The sequence below is a fragment of the Vibrio sp. 10N.239.311.G01 genome (assembly GCF_041465805.1).
GTDB lineage: Bacteria > Pseudomonadota > Gammaproteobacteria > Enterobacterales > Vibrionaceae > Vibrio > Vibrio crassostreae_C.
Window position 1 is genome coordinate 127,082 of sequence record NZ_JBFSRM010000006.1, and the last position, 16,208, is coordinate 143,289.

Sequence of the window (16,208 nt, forward strand, 5' to 3'; positions counted from 1 at the left end):
ACTAGACTTCCTTGGTCACGCGCATCACTTCTTCTAAGGACGTTACCCCTTTCAGAACTTTGCTCAAGCCATCATCTCGAATACTTGGTGTTGTGCCACGAATTGCTTTCTCAATCGCCTGTTCGCCAGCCTCACTGTGAATCAGCTCTTGTACCGAATCGTCAATCATCAATAGCTCATGAATACCAGTACGGCCTCGATAGCCTTTGTGACTGCAGCTTTCACACCCGTTGGCATGGTAAAGCGTTAGGCTGTCTTTCTTCTTCAACCCAAACAGTTTTTTCTGTTCTTTGTCGGCTTCATAAGGCTCTTTGCAGTCGTTACACAAAGTACGAACCAAACGCTGAGCCAAAACACCCAGCAGCGAAGAAGAGATTAAGAAAGGTTCAATGCCCATATCACGTAGACGCGTGATCGCACCAATTGCTGTATTGGTGTGAAGAGTCGACATAACTAAGTGACCCGTCAAAGAGGCTTGAACAGCGATCTCAGCGGTCTCTAAGTCACGTATCTCACCAATCATAACCACATCGGGATCTTGACGAAGAATGGCACGTAAACCGCGCGCAAAGGTCATATCAACCTTAGGGTTCACTTGTGTTTGGCCAATACCATCAATATCAAATTCGATTGGGTCTTCAACGGTAAGGATATTTCGCTCATTGCTGTTGAGCTCTTGCAGGCCAGCATACAGGGTTGTTGATTTACCCGAACCCGTAGGGCCGGTCACCAAGATAATGCCATGTGGGCGCTGAATCAGCTTACGGAAGTTTTCATGGTTTTCTGCTGTCATACCTAAACTGTGCAAGTCTAGACGAGTGGCGTTTTTGTCCAACAGACGCATTACCACACGCTCACCGTGTGATGAAGGCATGGTTGATACACGAACGTCGACCGCTCGACCACCAATACGCAGAGAAATACGACCGTCTTGTGGCACGCGTTTTTCTGCAATATCCAACTTCGCCATAACCTTTACACGTGACACGAGCAGCGGCGCCAGTTTACGGCTTGGCGCTAGAACATCACGCAGCACACCATCAACTCGGAAACGGATACAAAGTGACTTTTCAAAGGTTTCGATATGAATATCCGAAGCACCTTCTTTGATCGCCTCACCCAGCATCGCATTGATTAACTTGATTATTGGTGCATCATCCTCTGATTCAAGTAAGTCTTCGTCTTGAGGCAGTTCTTCCGCTAGTGAGAAGAAATCATCACTATCAGCACCAATGTCTTCCATGAGCTGACGAGCTTCTGACGAGTCACGCTGATAAGCATCGGTCAGTTTTTTATCAAACTCATCGAGAGTAATCGCTTGTGGCGTGAAACCATTTTTCACAACACGACTCACTTCAATGATCGCCGCCGATTTCAGTGGCTCAACATAATAAAGTATCGGTGCGCGCTCTGGATGTTGATACTCCAACACCATCTTATAGCGATTCGCAAAGCTAAACGGCAAGCGCTGATAAGTACGTGCCGCCCCTACCAATTCAGCCATTATTCTGTTTCCATCTGATCAATGAAGGCTTGAAGTTCAGCCGGGTAATTCATGCTTTCGCCAAATTTAGGCAGTACTGGAATATTATCGTCATCCATCAGCTTCAGGCCCTGCTCTGACTTATACAACTGCTCAGCACGAATAAAGTTGTATTTACGCTGAGTAATACCATCGGCCGTCATACCATCACGAATAATGGTCGGCTTGATGAATACCATTAGGTTCTTTTTCTCAACCTGAGTACTGGTTGATTTGAACAGGTGTCCTAGAACAGGGATATCGCCCAAGAACGGCACCTTAGATTCACTTTCCAGCGCTCGCTCGTCAATCAAGCCACCCAGCACCAGCATTTGACCGTCTTGAACAATCACTGACGTATTTAGCTGACGCTTAGCAAAACGAACATCTACTGCCCCGTTTGCGCCTAATACGTTCGATACTTCTTGTTCTATTTGCAGCTGAACTGAGTCACCTTCATTGATTTGTGGCACGACTTTTAGCTTGATACCCACTTCTTTACGTTCAACCGTTTGGAATGGGTTATCGTTACTTGAGCCTGCGGTCGAGCCAGTTAAAACAGGCACCTCTTCGCCCACAATGAACGACGCTTCGCCGTTATCCATCACGGTGATACTTGGAGAAGATAGGATATTTGAATTTGAATCGGTCGCTACTGCACTGATCAAGGCAGTCCAGTCACCCATCACTACGCTCATTGCCGCGCCATTAACGCCAGAAAGAGCAGAAGCTAACGTTGAGTAGTCACCGGATTCTGTGGTCGTTTCATTACGCAAAAAGGCGCCATTATCATCATAGACTGCGGTGGTCGTTTCAGTGTCTTTCGCTTCTTCTAAACCAACCATTACGCCACCGATTGACGCACCTGTGTTGCCATACTGAATCACAGCACCAGTATCAAGGTTACCCCATTGCACACCAAGGTTAATGCCATCACCCTCTGCCATCTCGACAATTAGGGCTTCAATCAATACTTGAGCACGACGAATATCCAACTGTGCGATCACATCTTGAAGCGCATTCATGATGTCCGGTTGTGCGGTAATCACCAACGAGTTGGTATCACTGTGAGCGGAGATCATCACTTGGTTACGTTGCGATGAGCTGCCTTTGGTTGAAGATTGCTTTTCTGATTGCAGGTTGTCCGACACGCCTTTCAGCACATCGACTAAATCTTCTGCTTTGGCGTATTTAAGGTAAATTACTTGGTTGTTGCCCTTGGTTGCCATTTCCACATCAAGCTGTTCAATCAACCTTCTTAAACGGCTACGTACCTTAGGGTCACCTGAGATAAGAATCGCATTGGTACGTTCATCGGCAACTAATTTAGGTTGTAGGAAGGCTGGTGTGTTTTGGGCATCTGTGGTTTTGCTTAGTGCATCAACGATACGTACCATTTCTGCCGCAGAAGCATTCTTTAGCTCAACGACTTCAATCTCTTTATCACCCGCTTGGTCAACACGCTTGATGATTTCAGCTAAACGGTTTACTACCGCCGCTCGGCCTGTAATAAGGATGATGTTGGCTGGGTCGTAGTGCACAACGTTACCCGCGCCTGCATTGTCGTTTAGTTGACGAAGCAGAGGAGAAAGTTCACGAACCGATACATTACGAACCGTCACTACACGCGTCACTACGCTATCACCAGTGATTGAATCACGGTCACCAACAACGGGGATCGCCGAAGTTTTAGAGTCTTTGGCTTTGATGATCTTAAGAACACCCGAGTCCATTTCAACGACTGCGTAGCCATACACCTCTAGTACGTTTAAGAAGAAGCTGTAATATTGCTCTTCATTCAATACGTCGTAGCTGCGTACATCGATTTTTCCGCGCACCGATGGATCAACGATGATGGTCTTCTCTAGGTTACGACCAACAATATTAATAAACTCTTGAATATCAGTGCCTTTAAAGCTGGCACTAAAATCACTCGCGATGGCTGCGGGTGTGCAGATCAAGCTTCCTGCCAATAACCATGCACTTTTCTTAAACCAATGCTTCACGTACTTCTCCTACACTTTCGTCCTTCGTTAGACGCAAAGTTTTAAAATTCAATAAACACTTCATGTTGTTGACCATCTCTCTCGACCACCAGATTTAGCTCTGTTAGTTCTGAGATGGAACGGAATATGTTGCCCATAGCAGCAGGGTCTGTCAGGTCTTGTCCATTTAACTGAGTGGCAATATCTCCGTTTTGGAGCCCAACAGAGTTAAAAAGTTCTGAATCTTTGCCAGGGCTCACACGATAACCGATCACTTTATCGTCACGCTTCACCTGAGACAGTCGAACATATTGGAAGATTTGTTGCGGATCTTTCATTATCTTCGCTTTAATTTCATCAAGCTTCTCTTCTGCTGAAGCCGGATTATTACCACGAACCGAAGAAGAGCTACGAGGTGGCGCAGGCGCTGATACAGCCAAACGCTTGTACTCAATACCTTCAAGCATCAAGGTTTCATCTCGTCCTGAGTTATCAATGATAACGCGGTCGATTAATACCGCTTTTAACTTGGCTCGAGTGCCTTCAATCTCTTCATTAATTCCGTAGGTCGCTTGCGTGCCGCGATTGGCGATCACCGCTAAGCTCAGTTTTGGATTCGAGCTCGCGACTGCACCCACTAAAACGAGGTTTAATCGCGTCTTAGGCGCATCTTGGATAACTTGCTGTTCAACCACAGCGGGCGTGCTTGGGTTGTAAGCACCAAACATGTTGCTCTGCAGCAAAGAAGAGATATCAAGGGTCGATTGAGGTGCTGAAGACGATGAAGCCGTTGCTGTCCAAGGCGCGATAGTCTGCTCAGCAGGTTCGATAAACCATGCAAGCTGCCCTAAGATCCATGCGGAAGCTGCAATCAATACACAACAGGTCGCTAAGCTTAGTTTCTGCTGAAGTACAAATCCATTCTCTAATAAGCGGCTCAACATAGGAGAATTCCCTACGCGATTTTTGAGCTCTAAAAAGTTCACTTTCCTAGTCCCTTTTCATGATGACAAACGCTGCAAATCATTAAACTTTCAGCTTTTTTATTCATTCGTTCGATACCAAGCTTATTTAAGCAATAAGATCCTGCACTATATCATAGCAAATCGATAAATCGGCATAACATGGCTATTTTGTATTATGACTTGAAAAAAATGCCAACCGCCTCCACTTTAAGCTTCTACTTAATGTGATAAGCATCATCAAAAACATGTTGCGCACTGTTCGTTACAGTTAAACCGCATTCATTTCTCACTTAATAAGGCACAGCCCTATATGAAAACTGCTAATGAAGCTGTCAGACTCGATAAATGGTTGTGGGCAGCTCGTTTTTACAAAACCCGGTCTATTGCTCGCAACATGGTCGATGGTGGCAAAGTCCACTATAATGGTCAGCGCAGCAAGCCAAGTAAAATTGTCGAACTTGGGGCTGTGATTACACTGCGCCAAGGTAATGAAGAAAAGACGGTAACGATCGAGAAAATCTCAGCCCATCGTGGTGGAGCCCCGATCGCTCAAACCCTCTATGAAGAAACCACCGAAAGCTTGGCAAAAAGAGAAGAGTTTGCACAACAGCGCAAGCTAAATGCTCATAGCCCAGCACCAGAACGTCGCCCAGATAAAAAGCAACGTCGTGACATCATCAAGTTCAAGACTCAATAAGCTAGAAGGAATAGCCAAATGGCAGACCCAATGTCTACAAGTAATGTTTTAAATCGCTACCTATTTGAAGACCTATCAGTACGTGGTGAATTGGTACAGATGGACGAAGCGTACCAACAGATTATTTCTAGCAAGGAATACCCAGCTCCAGTACAAAAGCTGTTGGGTGAGCTACTGGTTTCAACGACGCTACTAACGGCGACCCTAAAGTTTGAAGGTTCTATCACGATGCAGCTGCAAGGTGACGGCCCAGTATCTCTAGCAGTTATCAATGGCGATCACGATCAGAAGATCCGTGGTGTTGCTCGCTTTGAAGGCGATATCGCAGACGACGCAGGTCTACACGCCCTAATGGGTAAAGGTCATCTAGTGATCACTATCGATCCTAAGAAAGGTGAGCGTTACCAAGGTATCGTTGGTCTTGAAGGTGACACGCTTGCACAAGTGCTTGAAGGCTACTTCGCTAACTCTGAACAGCTTAAGACTCGTCTATGGCTGCGCACTGGCGAGCATGAAGGCAAAGCACACGCTGCAGGTATGTTGCTACAAGTAATGCCTGACGGCACCGGTACTCCAGACGACTTCGAGCACCTAGAGCAACTAACAGACACCGTGAAAAACGAAGAGCTATTCACTCTAGAAGCGAACGAACTGCTTTACCGTTTGTACAACCAAGAGAAAGTACAGCTATTCACACCACAACCGGTTGAGTTCTTCTGTGGCTGTTCACGCGATCGAAGTGCAGCAGCAATCATTACTGTTGCTCAAGAAGAGATCTACGACATCCTAAGCACCGAAGGAAGCGTTGGTCTACACTGCGATTACTGTGGCACAAACTACTCGTTCGACAAGAATGATGTTGATGCACTGTACGCAGAAGCAGCAGATAAAGGCAGCAATACGGTTCATTAATTTACGGCGTACCAAAAACACGTAATTTACCCCAAAAAGGTCAGCCCTCAGCTGGCCTTTTTTGTGATCAAAATAGCGCAAACTCCGTAACATCTCGTAATAAAATCACCGCTTAATTTTAATCAATTAATAATGTTCTCGCCCCTAGCGCAAAGGTTTGCGTACAGGATAGACTAGTTGGGCCAATATGTGACGAGACGCTTAAAACCCCATGGCTAATATGGATATTTTTTGAGCTATATCCCTGTTTCCCCCGAGTCTCGTTGCTAGCATGGTGAGCAGATAACAATAAAAAATTAATACAAAATCCCTACAAAATATCCTACAAGGAGCACCTATGACCGTTATGGAACATACAAAGGCTGCACAAATTGATCTAACTAAGCACGGACTGACTGGCGTTACTGAAGTTCTTCGTAATCCTAGCTACGAGCAGTTATTCGTTGAAGAAACACTGCCAGGTTTGGAAGGCTACGAAAAAGGCGTAGTAACGGAACTAGGCTCTGTTGCGGTAGACACTGGTATCTTTACTGGCCGCTCACCAAAAGATAAGTACATTGTTAAAGATGACACGACCCGCGATACCATGTGGTGGTCAGATCAAGGCAAAAATGACAACAAACCGATTACAACTGAAGTATGGAATGAGCTGAAAGAGCTTGTGACAACTCAGCTATCTGGCAAGCGCCTGTTTGTCATCGACGGTTATTGTGGTGCTAACCCTGATACGCGCTTAAGCGTGCGTATTATCACTGAAGTAGCGTGGCAAGCGCACTTCGTTAAGAACATGTTCATTCGTCCAACTGACGAAGAGCTAGCAACGTTCGAACCTGATTTCGTGGTAATGAACGGTGCTAAAACAACTAACCCTAACTGGGAAAAGCAGGGTCTAAACTCTGAAAACTTCGTTGCTTTCAACCTAACAGAGCGCGTTCAAATCATCGGTGGTACTTGGTACGGCGGTGAGATGAAGAAAGGCATGTTCGCAATGATGAACTACCTGCTTCCTCTGCAAGGCATTGCTTCAATGCACTGTAGTGCAAACGTCGGCGAGAAAGGCGATGTAGCCATCTTCTTCGGTCTATCTGGTACAGGTAAAACTACGCTTTCAACCGATCCTAAGCGTGAGCTAATCGGTGATGATGAGCACGGTTGGGATGACGATGGTATCTTCAACTTCGAAGGTGGTTGTTACGCGAAGACGATTCGTCTATCTAAAGAAGCAGAACCTGAAATCTACAATGCAATCCGTCGTGATGCACTACTAGAAAACGTAACAGTTCGTGGTGATGGTTCTATCGATTTTGATGACGGTTCAAAAACTGAGAACACTCGTGTTTCTTACCCGATTCACCACATCGATAACATCGTTAAACCAGTATCAAAAGCCGGTCACGCTCAAAAGGTTATCTTCCTGACTGCTGATGCATTCGGTGTACTGCCACCCGTTTCTAAACTGACTCCAGAGCAAACGAAGTACCACTTCCTATCTGGCTTCACAGCTAAGCTAGCAGGTACAGAGCGCGGTATTACTGAACCAACACCAACGTTCTCTGCTGCATTTGGTGCGGCATTCTTAACTCTCCACCCAACCCAGTACGCTGAAGTGCTTGTGAAGCGTATGGAAGCGGCTGGCGCTGAAGCTTACCTAGTGAACACAGGTTGGAATGGCACAGGCAAACGTATCTCAATCCAAGATACTCGCGGCATCATCGACGCTATCCTAGATGGCTCAATCGACCAAGCTGAAACTAAGGTTATCCCTATGTTTAACCTAGAAGTACCGCTAGCGTTGCACGATGTTGACCCAGCGATCCTTGACCCACGCGATACGTACACTGACCCTCTACAATGGGAAAGCAAAGCGAAAGATCTAGCAGAGCGCTTCATCAACAACTTTGATAAGTACACTGACAACGCTGAAGGTAAATCACTGGTTGCGGCTGGCCCTCAACTGGACTAACCCAATCATCTGCTCGGGCTTAGCCAAAAGCAAACGCCCAATTTAAAGTGATATTTTTGTAGCAAGCCCCTCTTTTGAGGGGCTTTTTTGTTGCTGCTTGCCCCTTTTTGTTCCACTCTGTCTTGAGACTATTGAAATTTAAGGCTTTCAGGGAATGAAAAAGGTATTCATGGTGTTCGGCATTGTGTTGGCTATCGCCGTTGCACTTCTCGCGGCGCTGCTATTAAGCCTGCAGACCCAATACCGTGCGGATGTTGCTAACTTTTTTATCAAACATACGATTGAACAACCTGTACTCATTGAAGATGTTGAGTATCAGGCGCCTTATCACATCACCTTAATGGGCATTACCCAAAGCCAACCTGAAAAACAGGCACCTCTGTATATCGACAAGATCGATCTTTGGTTCAGCCCCAGCTCATTTACAGAAGCAAAACTGGTCTTTGAATCTGTTTTGATCAGCGGCCTTCAGTTAGAAGCAGACGATCTAAAAACGCTGACATCTTTATTTACCCAGCCACACATCAAGCTCCACCAGCTGGCCATCAACAACCTCGACTTTTCGATGCCAGAGTTTAATGCGCGAGGCATCGACCTGCAGATCTCCGACCCAACATGGCACAACGACAACTCGCTGCTACCTTATGGAAAAACCCAACTTTCTGCCTCACAGCTGTATTGGCAAGGTGAAGCATTCGATAACCTGTTGATTGACCTAGACCTCAAGCCGAGTGACAGCACCCTTTATGGTGCTTCGTTTGACTGGCGTGGCGCCAAGATTTCCGGCCAAGCAGAGCAGTATCAACAAGATTGGTCGTTGGTGAATGTGACCGTCGATGGCTTACGACTCAATCAGAAACAGACCCAAAACCTACTAAGTAAAGAGTGGGATGTAGCCGGTATTCAGATCAATCACATCAATAGCTTAGATATTCTGCGCAGCGACGTGGAATGGCAAGATGGTCACCTCGCAGCTTTTGATGCCTCACTAGAAAATATCCAACTGCCTTTTGAAATCTGGAAGCAGCAGAAAGCCATTTTCTCTCTGCAGGCAGAAGGAGTGACCATTGATGATGACATGTTCATCGAGCCAAGTATCAAGCTCAATTTAGATCCGAACCAGATTCTAATTGAAGACTTCTATACTCAATTCTTACAAGGCAGTATTCAACTTAATGGCGAAGTCACCCCTAGCAGCATTCAATTAGCGCAGCTCGACCTGCAAGGCATAAAGTGGATTACGGAAAGCCAAGATAAAGTTCTACCATCCGCTCGCCTATTGCCTTGGCTGACACAGCTTCAGAAAGCCTCTATTGACCGACTTAATATAGAACGTAGCCAACTTATCCAACTAGCACAAACGCCTTACTGGCAGGTCTCTGGATTACATGTCGAGGGGCATCAAGTTCAACTGCTGCAAGATAGAAAACTGGGCTTATGGCAAGGGAAGCTGATGGCGAGCGCCAATGATGCCAGCTACCAAAATATTCTCAGCGCACAGCCTGTGGTTGAGATGAATAGCGAACAAGGAAAATGGACGCTGACTCGTCTGTTTGCACCACTCAGGAATGGCTACATTGAAGCCAATGCAACGCTCGATTTTAACCAAATCAGCAAGCCATGGAGCTTAGATATTTCTGCCGATGGGTTACCCATTGCGCCTATGCTGCAGCGACTTGAATTACCACTCGATGCAACCGGCTATGGCGAGTTTGAACTTCAAGCCGCAGGTTTATATGGCGACTCACTGATGCTCGGTTACTCAACCACAGGGCAACTCACTGGCAGCGTTCGCCAGGGTGTGATGACCTTTAATGACAAGCTTTCTGAAACATCGACTGATAACGTGTTTGAAATTCCAGAGCTTAATGCGCATTTTGACCGTGGGCGCTTCACTCTCGAACCGATGCATATTATTGGTGCATCATCAGCAGAGCAAGGCGAACAAAGGGTTCAAACGCTCAATGGCGAGGCTTCTGGAGAACTCGACTTGCTTAAAGCTGAGCAACACACCCTCTCGATTACCCTATCGGACCCATGCCATCAAATCTCAGGAAAGCTCACCCAAGCTGAGTATTCGGAGATTAACGACTGCCAACAAAAAACGCCACTCCTCAGGAGTAGCGCTTTCAGTCAATAATTCTATCTATCATCAAGCGAGCGTGAAGTTATTCACTCGCCTTGCTATCCGTCGATAGTATTTTCTTATAATCAGGGATCAGCATATAGGTTCCCGTAAACTCTACCGCTTCCACATCGCCGCTATGAATGGTCACGTGAATGATGATACGTGCCTTTCTTCCTGACGCAAGGCGGTCCAAGTCACCACTGATCCCATCCAATGAAGTAGAGGCAACAGGGTTTTGCTCAACCGGGTGACGATAACGAATATTACTGTCTGCCAGCACGATATCACCGGTCAGCCCGCGTTCTTTCATCAATAACCAAGTCATCCCCCAACCAGTTAAGGTCGCTAAGGTAAAGGCAGAGCCTGCAAACATGGTATTATGCGGGTTCAAGTTGGGATTCAGCTGAGCACTACACTCAAATTGGTAACCCGTGTATTGGTTGATCTTGATGCCCATCTTGTCACTGATCGGGATCTGATGTTCCCAGCGCTGCTGAAGCTCATTACACCACTCAGGCTTACGCAGAACGTCTGCCATTGGGTCAAGATGCTTAACCATCTGTTGGTGACGCACAGGGCCACGTTGATCGTTAATCTCACCGCGACGTTCAAATTCATTCTTCTCATAGAATGAGATCGCATCTTCACGTGCATTACACACCAAGCGCTTAGCACCCTCTTGGCGAGCCAATGACTCAAGTGCGACTAGAATCAACGAACCCATGCCTTTACTTTGGCGAGATTTCTTCACCGCCATATAGCGGATCTGACCTTCCAGATCTGGGGTGATATACAGACGACCAATCGCCATCGGGCGACCACGACCATCAACAATCATGCGATGGTGACTCATTGGGTCATATTCATCGCGCTCAGAACCTACCGGCATTCGCCAAGGTTCACGGAGCATCTGCCAACGAAAATGGTAATACTTGTTTAGCTGATTTTCGGTGGTTGGTGTTATGAGTTTAAACATGCTTATTCCTTTAAGCCTAAACCTGCAGCCAGAATGTCACTGGGCCATCATTAACCAAAGACACTTTCATGTCGGCTGCGAATCGGCCACGTTCCGTTGGTAACACTGATTCACACTGGTCAGAGAAATAGTTATAAAGACGCTCAGCATCTTCTGGGTGAGCACCACGAGAGAACCCTGCTCGAGTCCCTTTCTTGGTATCGGCCGGCAGAGTGAATTGAGACACCACTAATACCTTACCTTCTACTTGCTTCACGTTGAGGTTCATTTTATCGTCTTCGTCTCCAAAGACACGATAAGTGGTCACTCGTTCCATCAAACGTTTGGCTTTGGCTTCGTCGTCACCTTTTTCTACGCCTAACAAAACTAATAAGCCTTGTTCAATCTCACCAACTACTTCGCCATCAACACGGACGGCAGCTTCACTTACTCTCTGGATCAGTGCTATCACTGTTGTTTCCTTGCTCTGTGATTTTGTCTTTATCCGACGAGTGTACCATTTCTTTCGAGTCACTCCACTGTTCCTGCTCACCCAATGCAGCGGTCACCTCAGCACCCACCAGCACAATCAACCAGCACAAATAAACCCAGACAAAAAGAATTGGTATTGCCGCCAATGCGCCATAAATCAACTGGTAAGAAGGGAATTGAGTAATGTAGGCCGCGAAGCCTTTCTTACTGAGTTCGAACAACAGAGCCGCCACTAGAGAACCTGCAGCCGCATGAGAAAAGTGTATCTTTTTGTTGGGAACCAACAGGTACAGACCGAAAAACGCAAAGAAAGAGAGAATCAAAGGCAGTTTGCGAATTACGGTATTAAAGGCGCCAGATACGACTTCATTTTGTAGCAGACTGAGCGATGTCACATACGAAGTGGCAGCAATACTCGCCCCAACCAAGATCGGCCCAAGTGTTAGCACCATCCAGTACATTGAGAACGACAATACCGCACGTCGCTTCTCATTAACACGCCAGATGTAGTTTAGGTTCTTATCGATATTCGAGATCAACATCAGTGCCGCAATGAACAAGAACACACTACCGACCGCCGTCATCTTACCCGTGTTGGCAACAAACTCGAGCAAGGCACCGTGCACCGCATCTCCTGACGCTGGAACAAAGTTGATAATAACGAAGTTTTGAATCACGATACCAACATCAGCAAAGATGGAAAATGATGACAAGATAGAGAGCAGAACCGTCAACATCGGTACGATCGAGAGCAAAGTAATGTACGCCAAGTAGCCCGCATTCACGTTGACTCTATCGTGCGTCATTCGCGCCAAAAGATAGCGAGAAAACTGAATACTGAGTGTGGCGACCTTTTTTATCTTCAACTTGTAACTCCCTTGTAACTCGTTCATAGTCCTAATTAATATTCCGACATATTAATCACAGTAAGTAAATGTTCAAAAATAGCGCAGGAAAAAGGCTTGAGAACAAGGCAGATTTTTTGATAAGTAGTTATTCTACAATCAAAAATTCTAACGCCGTTATCGAGCATTTTAACAAGCTAGGTTGGGCAGTTATTTACTACGATTGATATTATTTAACTATAGGAAACTAGGATGCCTTATTTAATAGTTATAGTCCTCTCTATTTTTACTCTTACTGGATGCCAGTCAGCTTATTACTCCGCAATGGAGCAAGTGGGCTATCACAAGCGTGACATTATGGTTGATAGAGTGGAAGACGCTAAAGAGTCACAGCAGGATGCTCAGGAAGAGTTTACCAGCGCACTTGAAGCACTCAGCAGCCTGACTAACTTCAGTGGCGGCGACCTTGAAGACATGTACAACCAAATCAATGATAAATACCAAGACAGCGAGAAAGCCGCGCAAAATGTCAGTGACCGCATTGCTGCGATTGAAGATGTGTCGGATGCGCTGTTTGAAGAGTGGCAGAGTGAGTTAGATCTCTACACCAGTGATTCACTGCGCCGCTCGAGCGAGCAAAAGCTTCGTGAAACTAAATTGTCTTACCAAACGATGCTGTCAGCAATGAAGCGCGCCGAGAAGAAAATGGACCCAGTGCTCAATACCCTTCGCGACAACACGCTTTACTTGAAGCACAACCTCAATGCGAGCGCTGTCGGCTCGCTGCAAGGTGAGTTTATGAGCTTAGAAAAAGACATCGCCTACGCAATAGAACAGATGAATGCTGCGATCGCCGAATCGGATAAGTTCCTTGCTCAACTAAACCAGAAATAACGCCCGTAGGCACAAATAAAGATAAGCCCGTATGAACCCAATCATTATAACTGGCGGCCCAGGGGCTGGTAAAACCACACTAATTAATGCCTTGGGTGACATGGGTTACCCGATATTCGCTGAGTCCTCTCGCCAGTTAATCGAACAGCAGAGTCAACTTGAGAACGGTATCTTACCTTGGTTAGACCTTCCAGGCTTTGCTCGCCTATGTTTAACCGTCATGAGCGAACACAAAGACCAAGCCAGTCAGCATCCTGTTGCCTTTCTCGATCGCGCTATTCCAGACATTTGTGGCTATTTGGCTCAGGCTAACCTAGAGATAGATGCGGCCTACCGAGAAGCGAGCCAAGGTTATCACCCCCAAGTGTTGTTCTGTCGCCCTGAGGCTTCAATTTATGTACAAGATGATGTGAGACCTTATCCGTTTGAGGAGGCGTTAGAGATTCACCACGCGTTAGAAAGAGTCTACCAAGAACTTGGTTATGAGGTGGTTGAAGTGCCGTTTATGCCAGTCGAAGAACGGCTTCAATTCGTTGAGCGTTACTTAGGTATCAAAAGCTAGATCCCCAACTCGGTAGTTCCTCCCTCTTGAGGATGACGAAATCTCGTTTAACCGTATCTAAACAAACTAAAAAACAAAAGCCCCGAGCAGCTAGGCTACTCGGGGCTTTCTTACTTATTCTAAAACGTATTGCTTGTTAGCTAGAAGCTAGTCAGCTGGCAATTAAGCCTTAGCTGGACGTGCTGCACGCTTACGTTCGTTTTCAGTAAGAAGCTTCTTACGGATACGAATGCTTACTGGCGTTACTTCTACTAGTTCGTCTTCGTCGATGAACTCAAGAGCTTGCTCTAGAGTGTGACGGATAGGTGGCGAAAGAACCTGTGCTTCATCAGTACCAGATGCACGAACGTTCGTTAGCTGCTTACCTTTCAGACAGTTTACTGTTAGGTCGTTTGAACGGTTGTGAATACCGATGATTTGACCTTCGTATACTTCATCCGCGTGCTCAGCAAATAGACGACCACGTTCTTGTAGGTTGAATAGTGCGTAAGTCAGAGCTTTACCAGTTGCGTTCGAGATTAGAACACCGTTGTTACGTTGACCGATTACGCCGCCTTTGTGAGGACCGTAGTGATCAAATGAGTGGTAAAGAAGACCAGAACCAGACGTTAGAGTTAGGAACTCAGTTTGGAAACCGATAAGACCACGAGAAGGCATCATGAAGTCCATGCGAACACGGCCTTTGCCATCTGGAGACATATCAGTTAGCTCACCTTTACGTAGACCGATGTTTTCCATGATGCCACCTTGGTGCTCTTCAAGCACGTCGATAGTCACAGTTTCAAACGGTTCAGTTAGGTTGCCATCTTCGTCTTTCTTGATGATAACTTCTGGACGAGATACAGCTAGCTCGAAACCTTCACGACGCATGTTTTCGATCAGGATAGATAGGTGAAGTTCACCACGACCTGAAACACGGAAACGATCTGGGTTATCAGTTTCTTCAACACGTAGTGCAACGTTGTGTACTAGTTCTTTCTCTAGACGCTCAAGGATGTTACGTGAAGTAACGAACTTACCTTCTTTACCCGCGAACGGAGAAGTGTTTACTTGGAACGTCATTGTTACTGTTGGTTCATCAACAGAAAGCGGAGTCATTGCTTCAACATTGTTTACGTCACAGATAGTGTCTGAAATTTTCAGCTCACCAAGACCAGTGATTGCAATGATGTCGCCAGCGTTAGCTTGCTCAACTTCGTGACGGTCAAGACCTAGGTAACCAAGAACTGTACCTACTTTACCGTTACGTTTTTTGCCTTCTGCATTTACGATAGTTACTTGTTGGTTTGGTTTAACAGAACCACGAGTAACACGAGCAACACCGATAACACCTACGTAAGAGCTGTAATCAAGTTGCGAAATTTGCATTTGTAGTGGACCGTCAAGGTCAACTGCAGGCGCGTCTACTGTATCAACAACAGCTTGGAACAATGGTTCCATGTTCTCGCCAGTTTCGCCTTCAGTCATTGTTGCCCAACCGTTCAGAGCTGAAGCGTAAACAACTGTGAAGTCTAGTTGCTCATCAGTAGCACCTAGGTTGTCGAAAAGGTCGAATACTTGATCCATAACCCAATCAGGACGAGCGCCTGGGCGGTCAATCTTGTTGATTACAACGATTGGCTTAAGACCGTGTGCGAATGCTTTTTGCGTTACGAAACGAGTTTGAGGCATTGGGCCATCAACTGCGTCAACGATAAGCAGAACAGAGTCAACCATAGACATGATACGCTCAACTTCACCACCGAAGTCCGCGTGTCCCGGAGTATCTACGATGTTGATGCGGTAATCATTCCAGTTGATTGCTGTGTTCTTAGCAAGAATGGTAATGCCACGCTCTTTTTCGATGTCATTCGAATCCATGACACGCTCTTCAGCTTCACCACGAGACTCAAGAGTGCCTGACTGTTGTAGCAGTTTATCAACCAAAGTCGTTTTACCGTGGTCAACGTGCGCGATGATCGCGATATTTCTTAACTTATCAATCTGTGGAGTAGACATGGATTCTCGATTCACTCATAAAAGTAGCCGTCACTTATCTCAAAAGTTTGGATAATAACCGCTAGCTTGATTTAAAAAACGGTCAATAATATACCAGATTCTAGACAAAAACCCAGAAATATGTGATCTGAACCGGGGCTTTTTTCTTTATTAGCGATTCATATCCGCTTAACTTTGATTCAGTACAGTGTTGAACAGCCCAATTCGTAGGACTCTAAAAAAGTATCACCTGCGAGTGGCGAACCAAATCTCCCGCAAAATAACAAAAGTGGATTGACAACTTAGGCAAT

The 16,208-nt window shown here is 46.0% G+C and carries 12 protein-coding genes and 1 pseudogene; 6 read left to right on the forward strand and 7 right to left on the reverse strand.

Going from position 1 to position 16,208, the window contains the following annotated elements; translation table 11 throughout:
* Position 1: 1 nt before the first annotated feature.
* The 3 genes from gspE to gspC are packed head-to-tail and all read right to left on the reverse strand — an operon-like array spanning position 2 to position 4,451.
* Positions 2–1,504 (reverse strand): type II secretion system ATPase GspE, encoded by a 1,503-nt coding sequence (gspE, locus tag AB6D06_RS06960; RefSeq protein ID WP_372110064.1) that lies wholly within the window; start codon positions 1,502–1,504, stop codon positions 2–4.
* Positions 1,504–3,528 carry a type II secretion system secretin GspD gene (gene gspD, locus AB6D06_RS06965; RefSeq protein ID WP_372110065.1) on the reverse strand — a complete coding sequence of 675 codons (2,025 nt, stop codon included), beginning with the start codon at positions 3,526–3,528 and terminating at the stop codon, positions 1,504–1,506. Before gspD ends, gspE begins: the two co-directional genes overlap by 1 nt.
* A 41-nt stretch (positions 3,529–3,569) precedes the next feature.
* Positions 3,570–4,451, reverse strand: a complete 882-nt coding sequence (gene gspC / locus AB6D06_RS06970) for a type II secretion system protein GspC (RefSeq protein ID WP_372110066.1) — start codon at positions 4,449–4,451, stop codon at positions 3,570–3,572.
* 331 nt (positions 4,452–4,782) lie between these two features.
* Between gspC and hslR the strand changes: the two genes are divergently transcribed.
* The 4 genes and pseudogenes from hslR to AB6D06_RS06990 all read left to right on the forward strand — a co-directional run bounded on the left by hslR (position 4,783) and on the right by AB6D06_RS06990 (position 10,168).
* Entirely contained in the window at positions 4,783–5,169 is a 387-nt protein-coding gene (hslR, locus tag AB6D06_RS06975) for a ribosome-associated heat shock protein Hsp15 (RefSeq protein ID WP_017062490.1), read from the forward strand.
* An 18-nt stretch (positions 5,170–5,187) separates the two neighbouring features.
* Positions 5,188–6,081: an Hsp33 family molecular chaperone HslO gene (gene hslO, locus AB6D06_RS06980; protein WP_017063067.1), complete on the forward strand. Its 894-nt coding sequence runs from the start codon at positions 5,188–5,190 to the stop codon at positions 6,079–6,081.
* Positions 6,082–6,418: 337 nt separating this feature from the next.
* A complete protein-coding gene (pckA, locus tag AB6D06_RS06985) occupies positions 6,419–8,044 on the forward strand; it encodes a phosphoenolpyruvate carboxykinase (ATP) (protein ID WP_372110067.1) in 1,626 nt (541 codons plus the stop codon).
* Between the two features lie 154 nt (positions 8,045–8,198).
* Positions 8,199–10,168 (forward strand): annotated as a pseudogene (locus AB6D06_RS06990) (AsmA family protein).
* 44 nt (positions 10,169–10,212) lie between these two features.
* Here the strand turns inward: AB6D06_RS06990 and AB6D06_RS06995 are convergent.
* From AB6D06_RS06995 to AB6D06_RS07005, 3 genes are read right to left on the reverse strand one after another with little or no spacing between them, the layout of a single operon-like run.
* Positions 10,213–11,148, reverse strand: coding sequence for a bifunctional GNAT family N-acetyltransferase/hotdog fold thioesterase (locus AB6D06_RS06995; protein ID WP_102332597.1), 936 nt, complete (start codon positions 11,146–11,148; stop codon positions 10,213–10,215).
* A 16-nt stretch (positions 11,149–11,164) separates the two neighbouring features.
* A complete protein-coding gene (gene dtd / locus AB6D06_RS07000; protein ID WP_004735590.1) occupies positions 11,165–11,599 on the reverse strand; it encodes a D-aminoacyl-tRNA deacylase in 435 nt (144 codons plus the stop codon).
* Positions 11,571–12,512: a virulence factor BrkB family protein gene (locus AB6D06_RS07005; protein ID WP_032546762.1), complete on the reverse strand. Its 942-nt coding sequence runs from the start codon at positions 12,510–12,512 to the stop codon at positions 11,571–11,573. The genes dtd and AB6D06_RS07005 overlap by 29 nt, the downstream gene beginning before the upstream one ends.
* 204 nt (positions 12,513–12,716) lie before the next feature.
* Here AB6D06_RS07005 and AB6D06_RS07010 point away from each other — a divergent pair, with 204 nt between their 5' ends.
* Complete coding sequence (locus AB6D06_RS07010) at positions 12,717–13,358, forward strand: DUF2959 domain-containing protein (protein ID WP_029235101.1); 642 nt, start codon at positions 12,717–12,719, stop codon at positions 13,356–13,358.
* Between the two features lie 31 nt (positions 13,359–13,389).
* Complete coding sequence (locus AB6D06_RS07015; RefSeq protein WP_372110068.1) at positions 13,390–13,920, forward strand: AAA family ATPase; 531 nt, start codon at positions 13,390–13,392, stop codon at positions 13,918–13,920.
* Positions 13,921–14,082: 162 nt separating this feature from the next.
* On the opposite strand, the gene typA is transcribed toward AB6D06_RS07015, so the two are convergent.
* Positions 14,083–15,918: a translational GTPase TypA gene (gene typA, locus AB6D06_RS07020; RefSeq protein WP_017059220.1), complete on the reverse strand. Its 1,836-nt coding sequence runs from the start codon at positions 15,916–15,918 to the stop codon at positions 14,083–14,085.
* Positions 15,919–16,208: the final 290 nt, after the last annotated feature.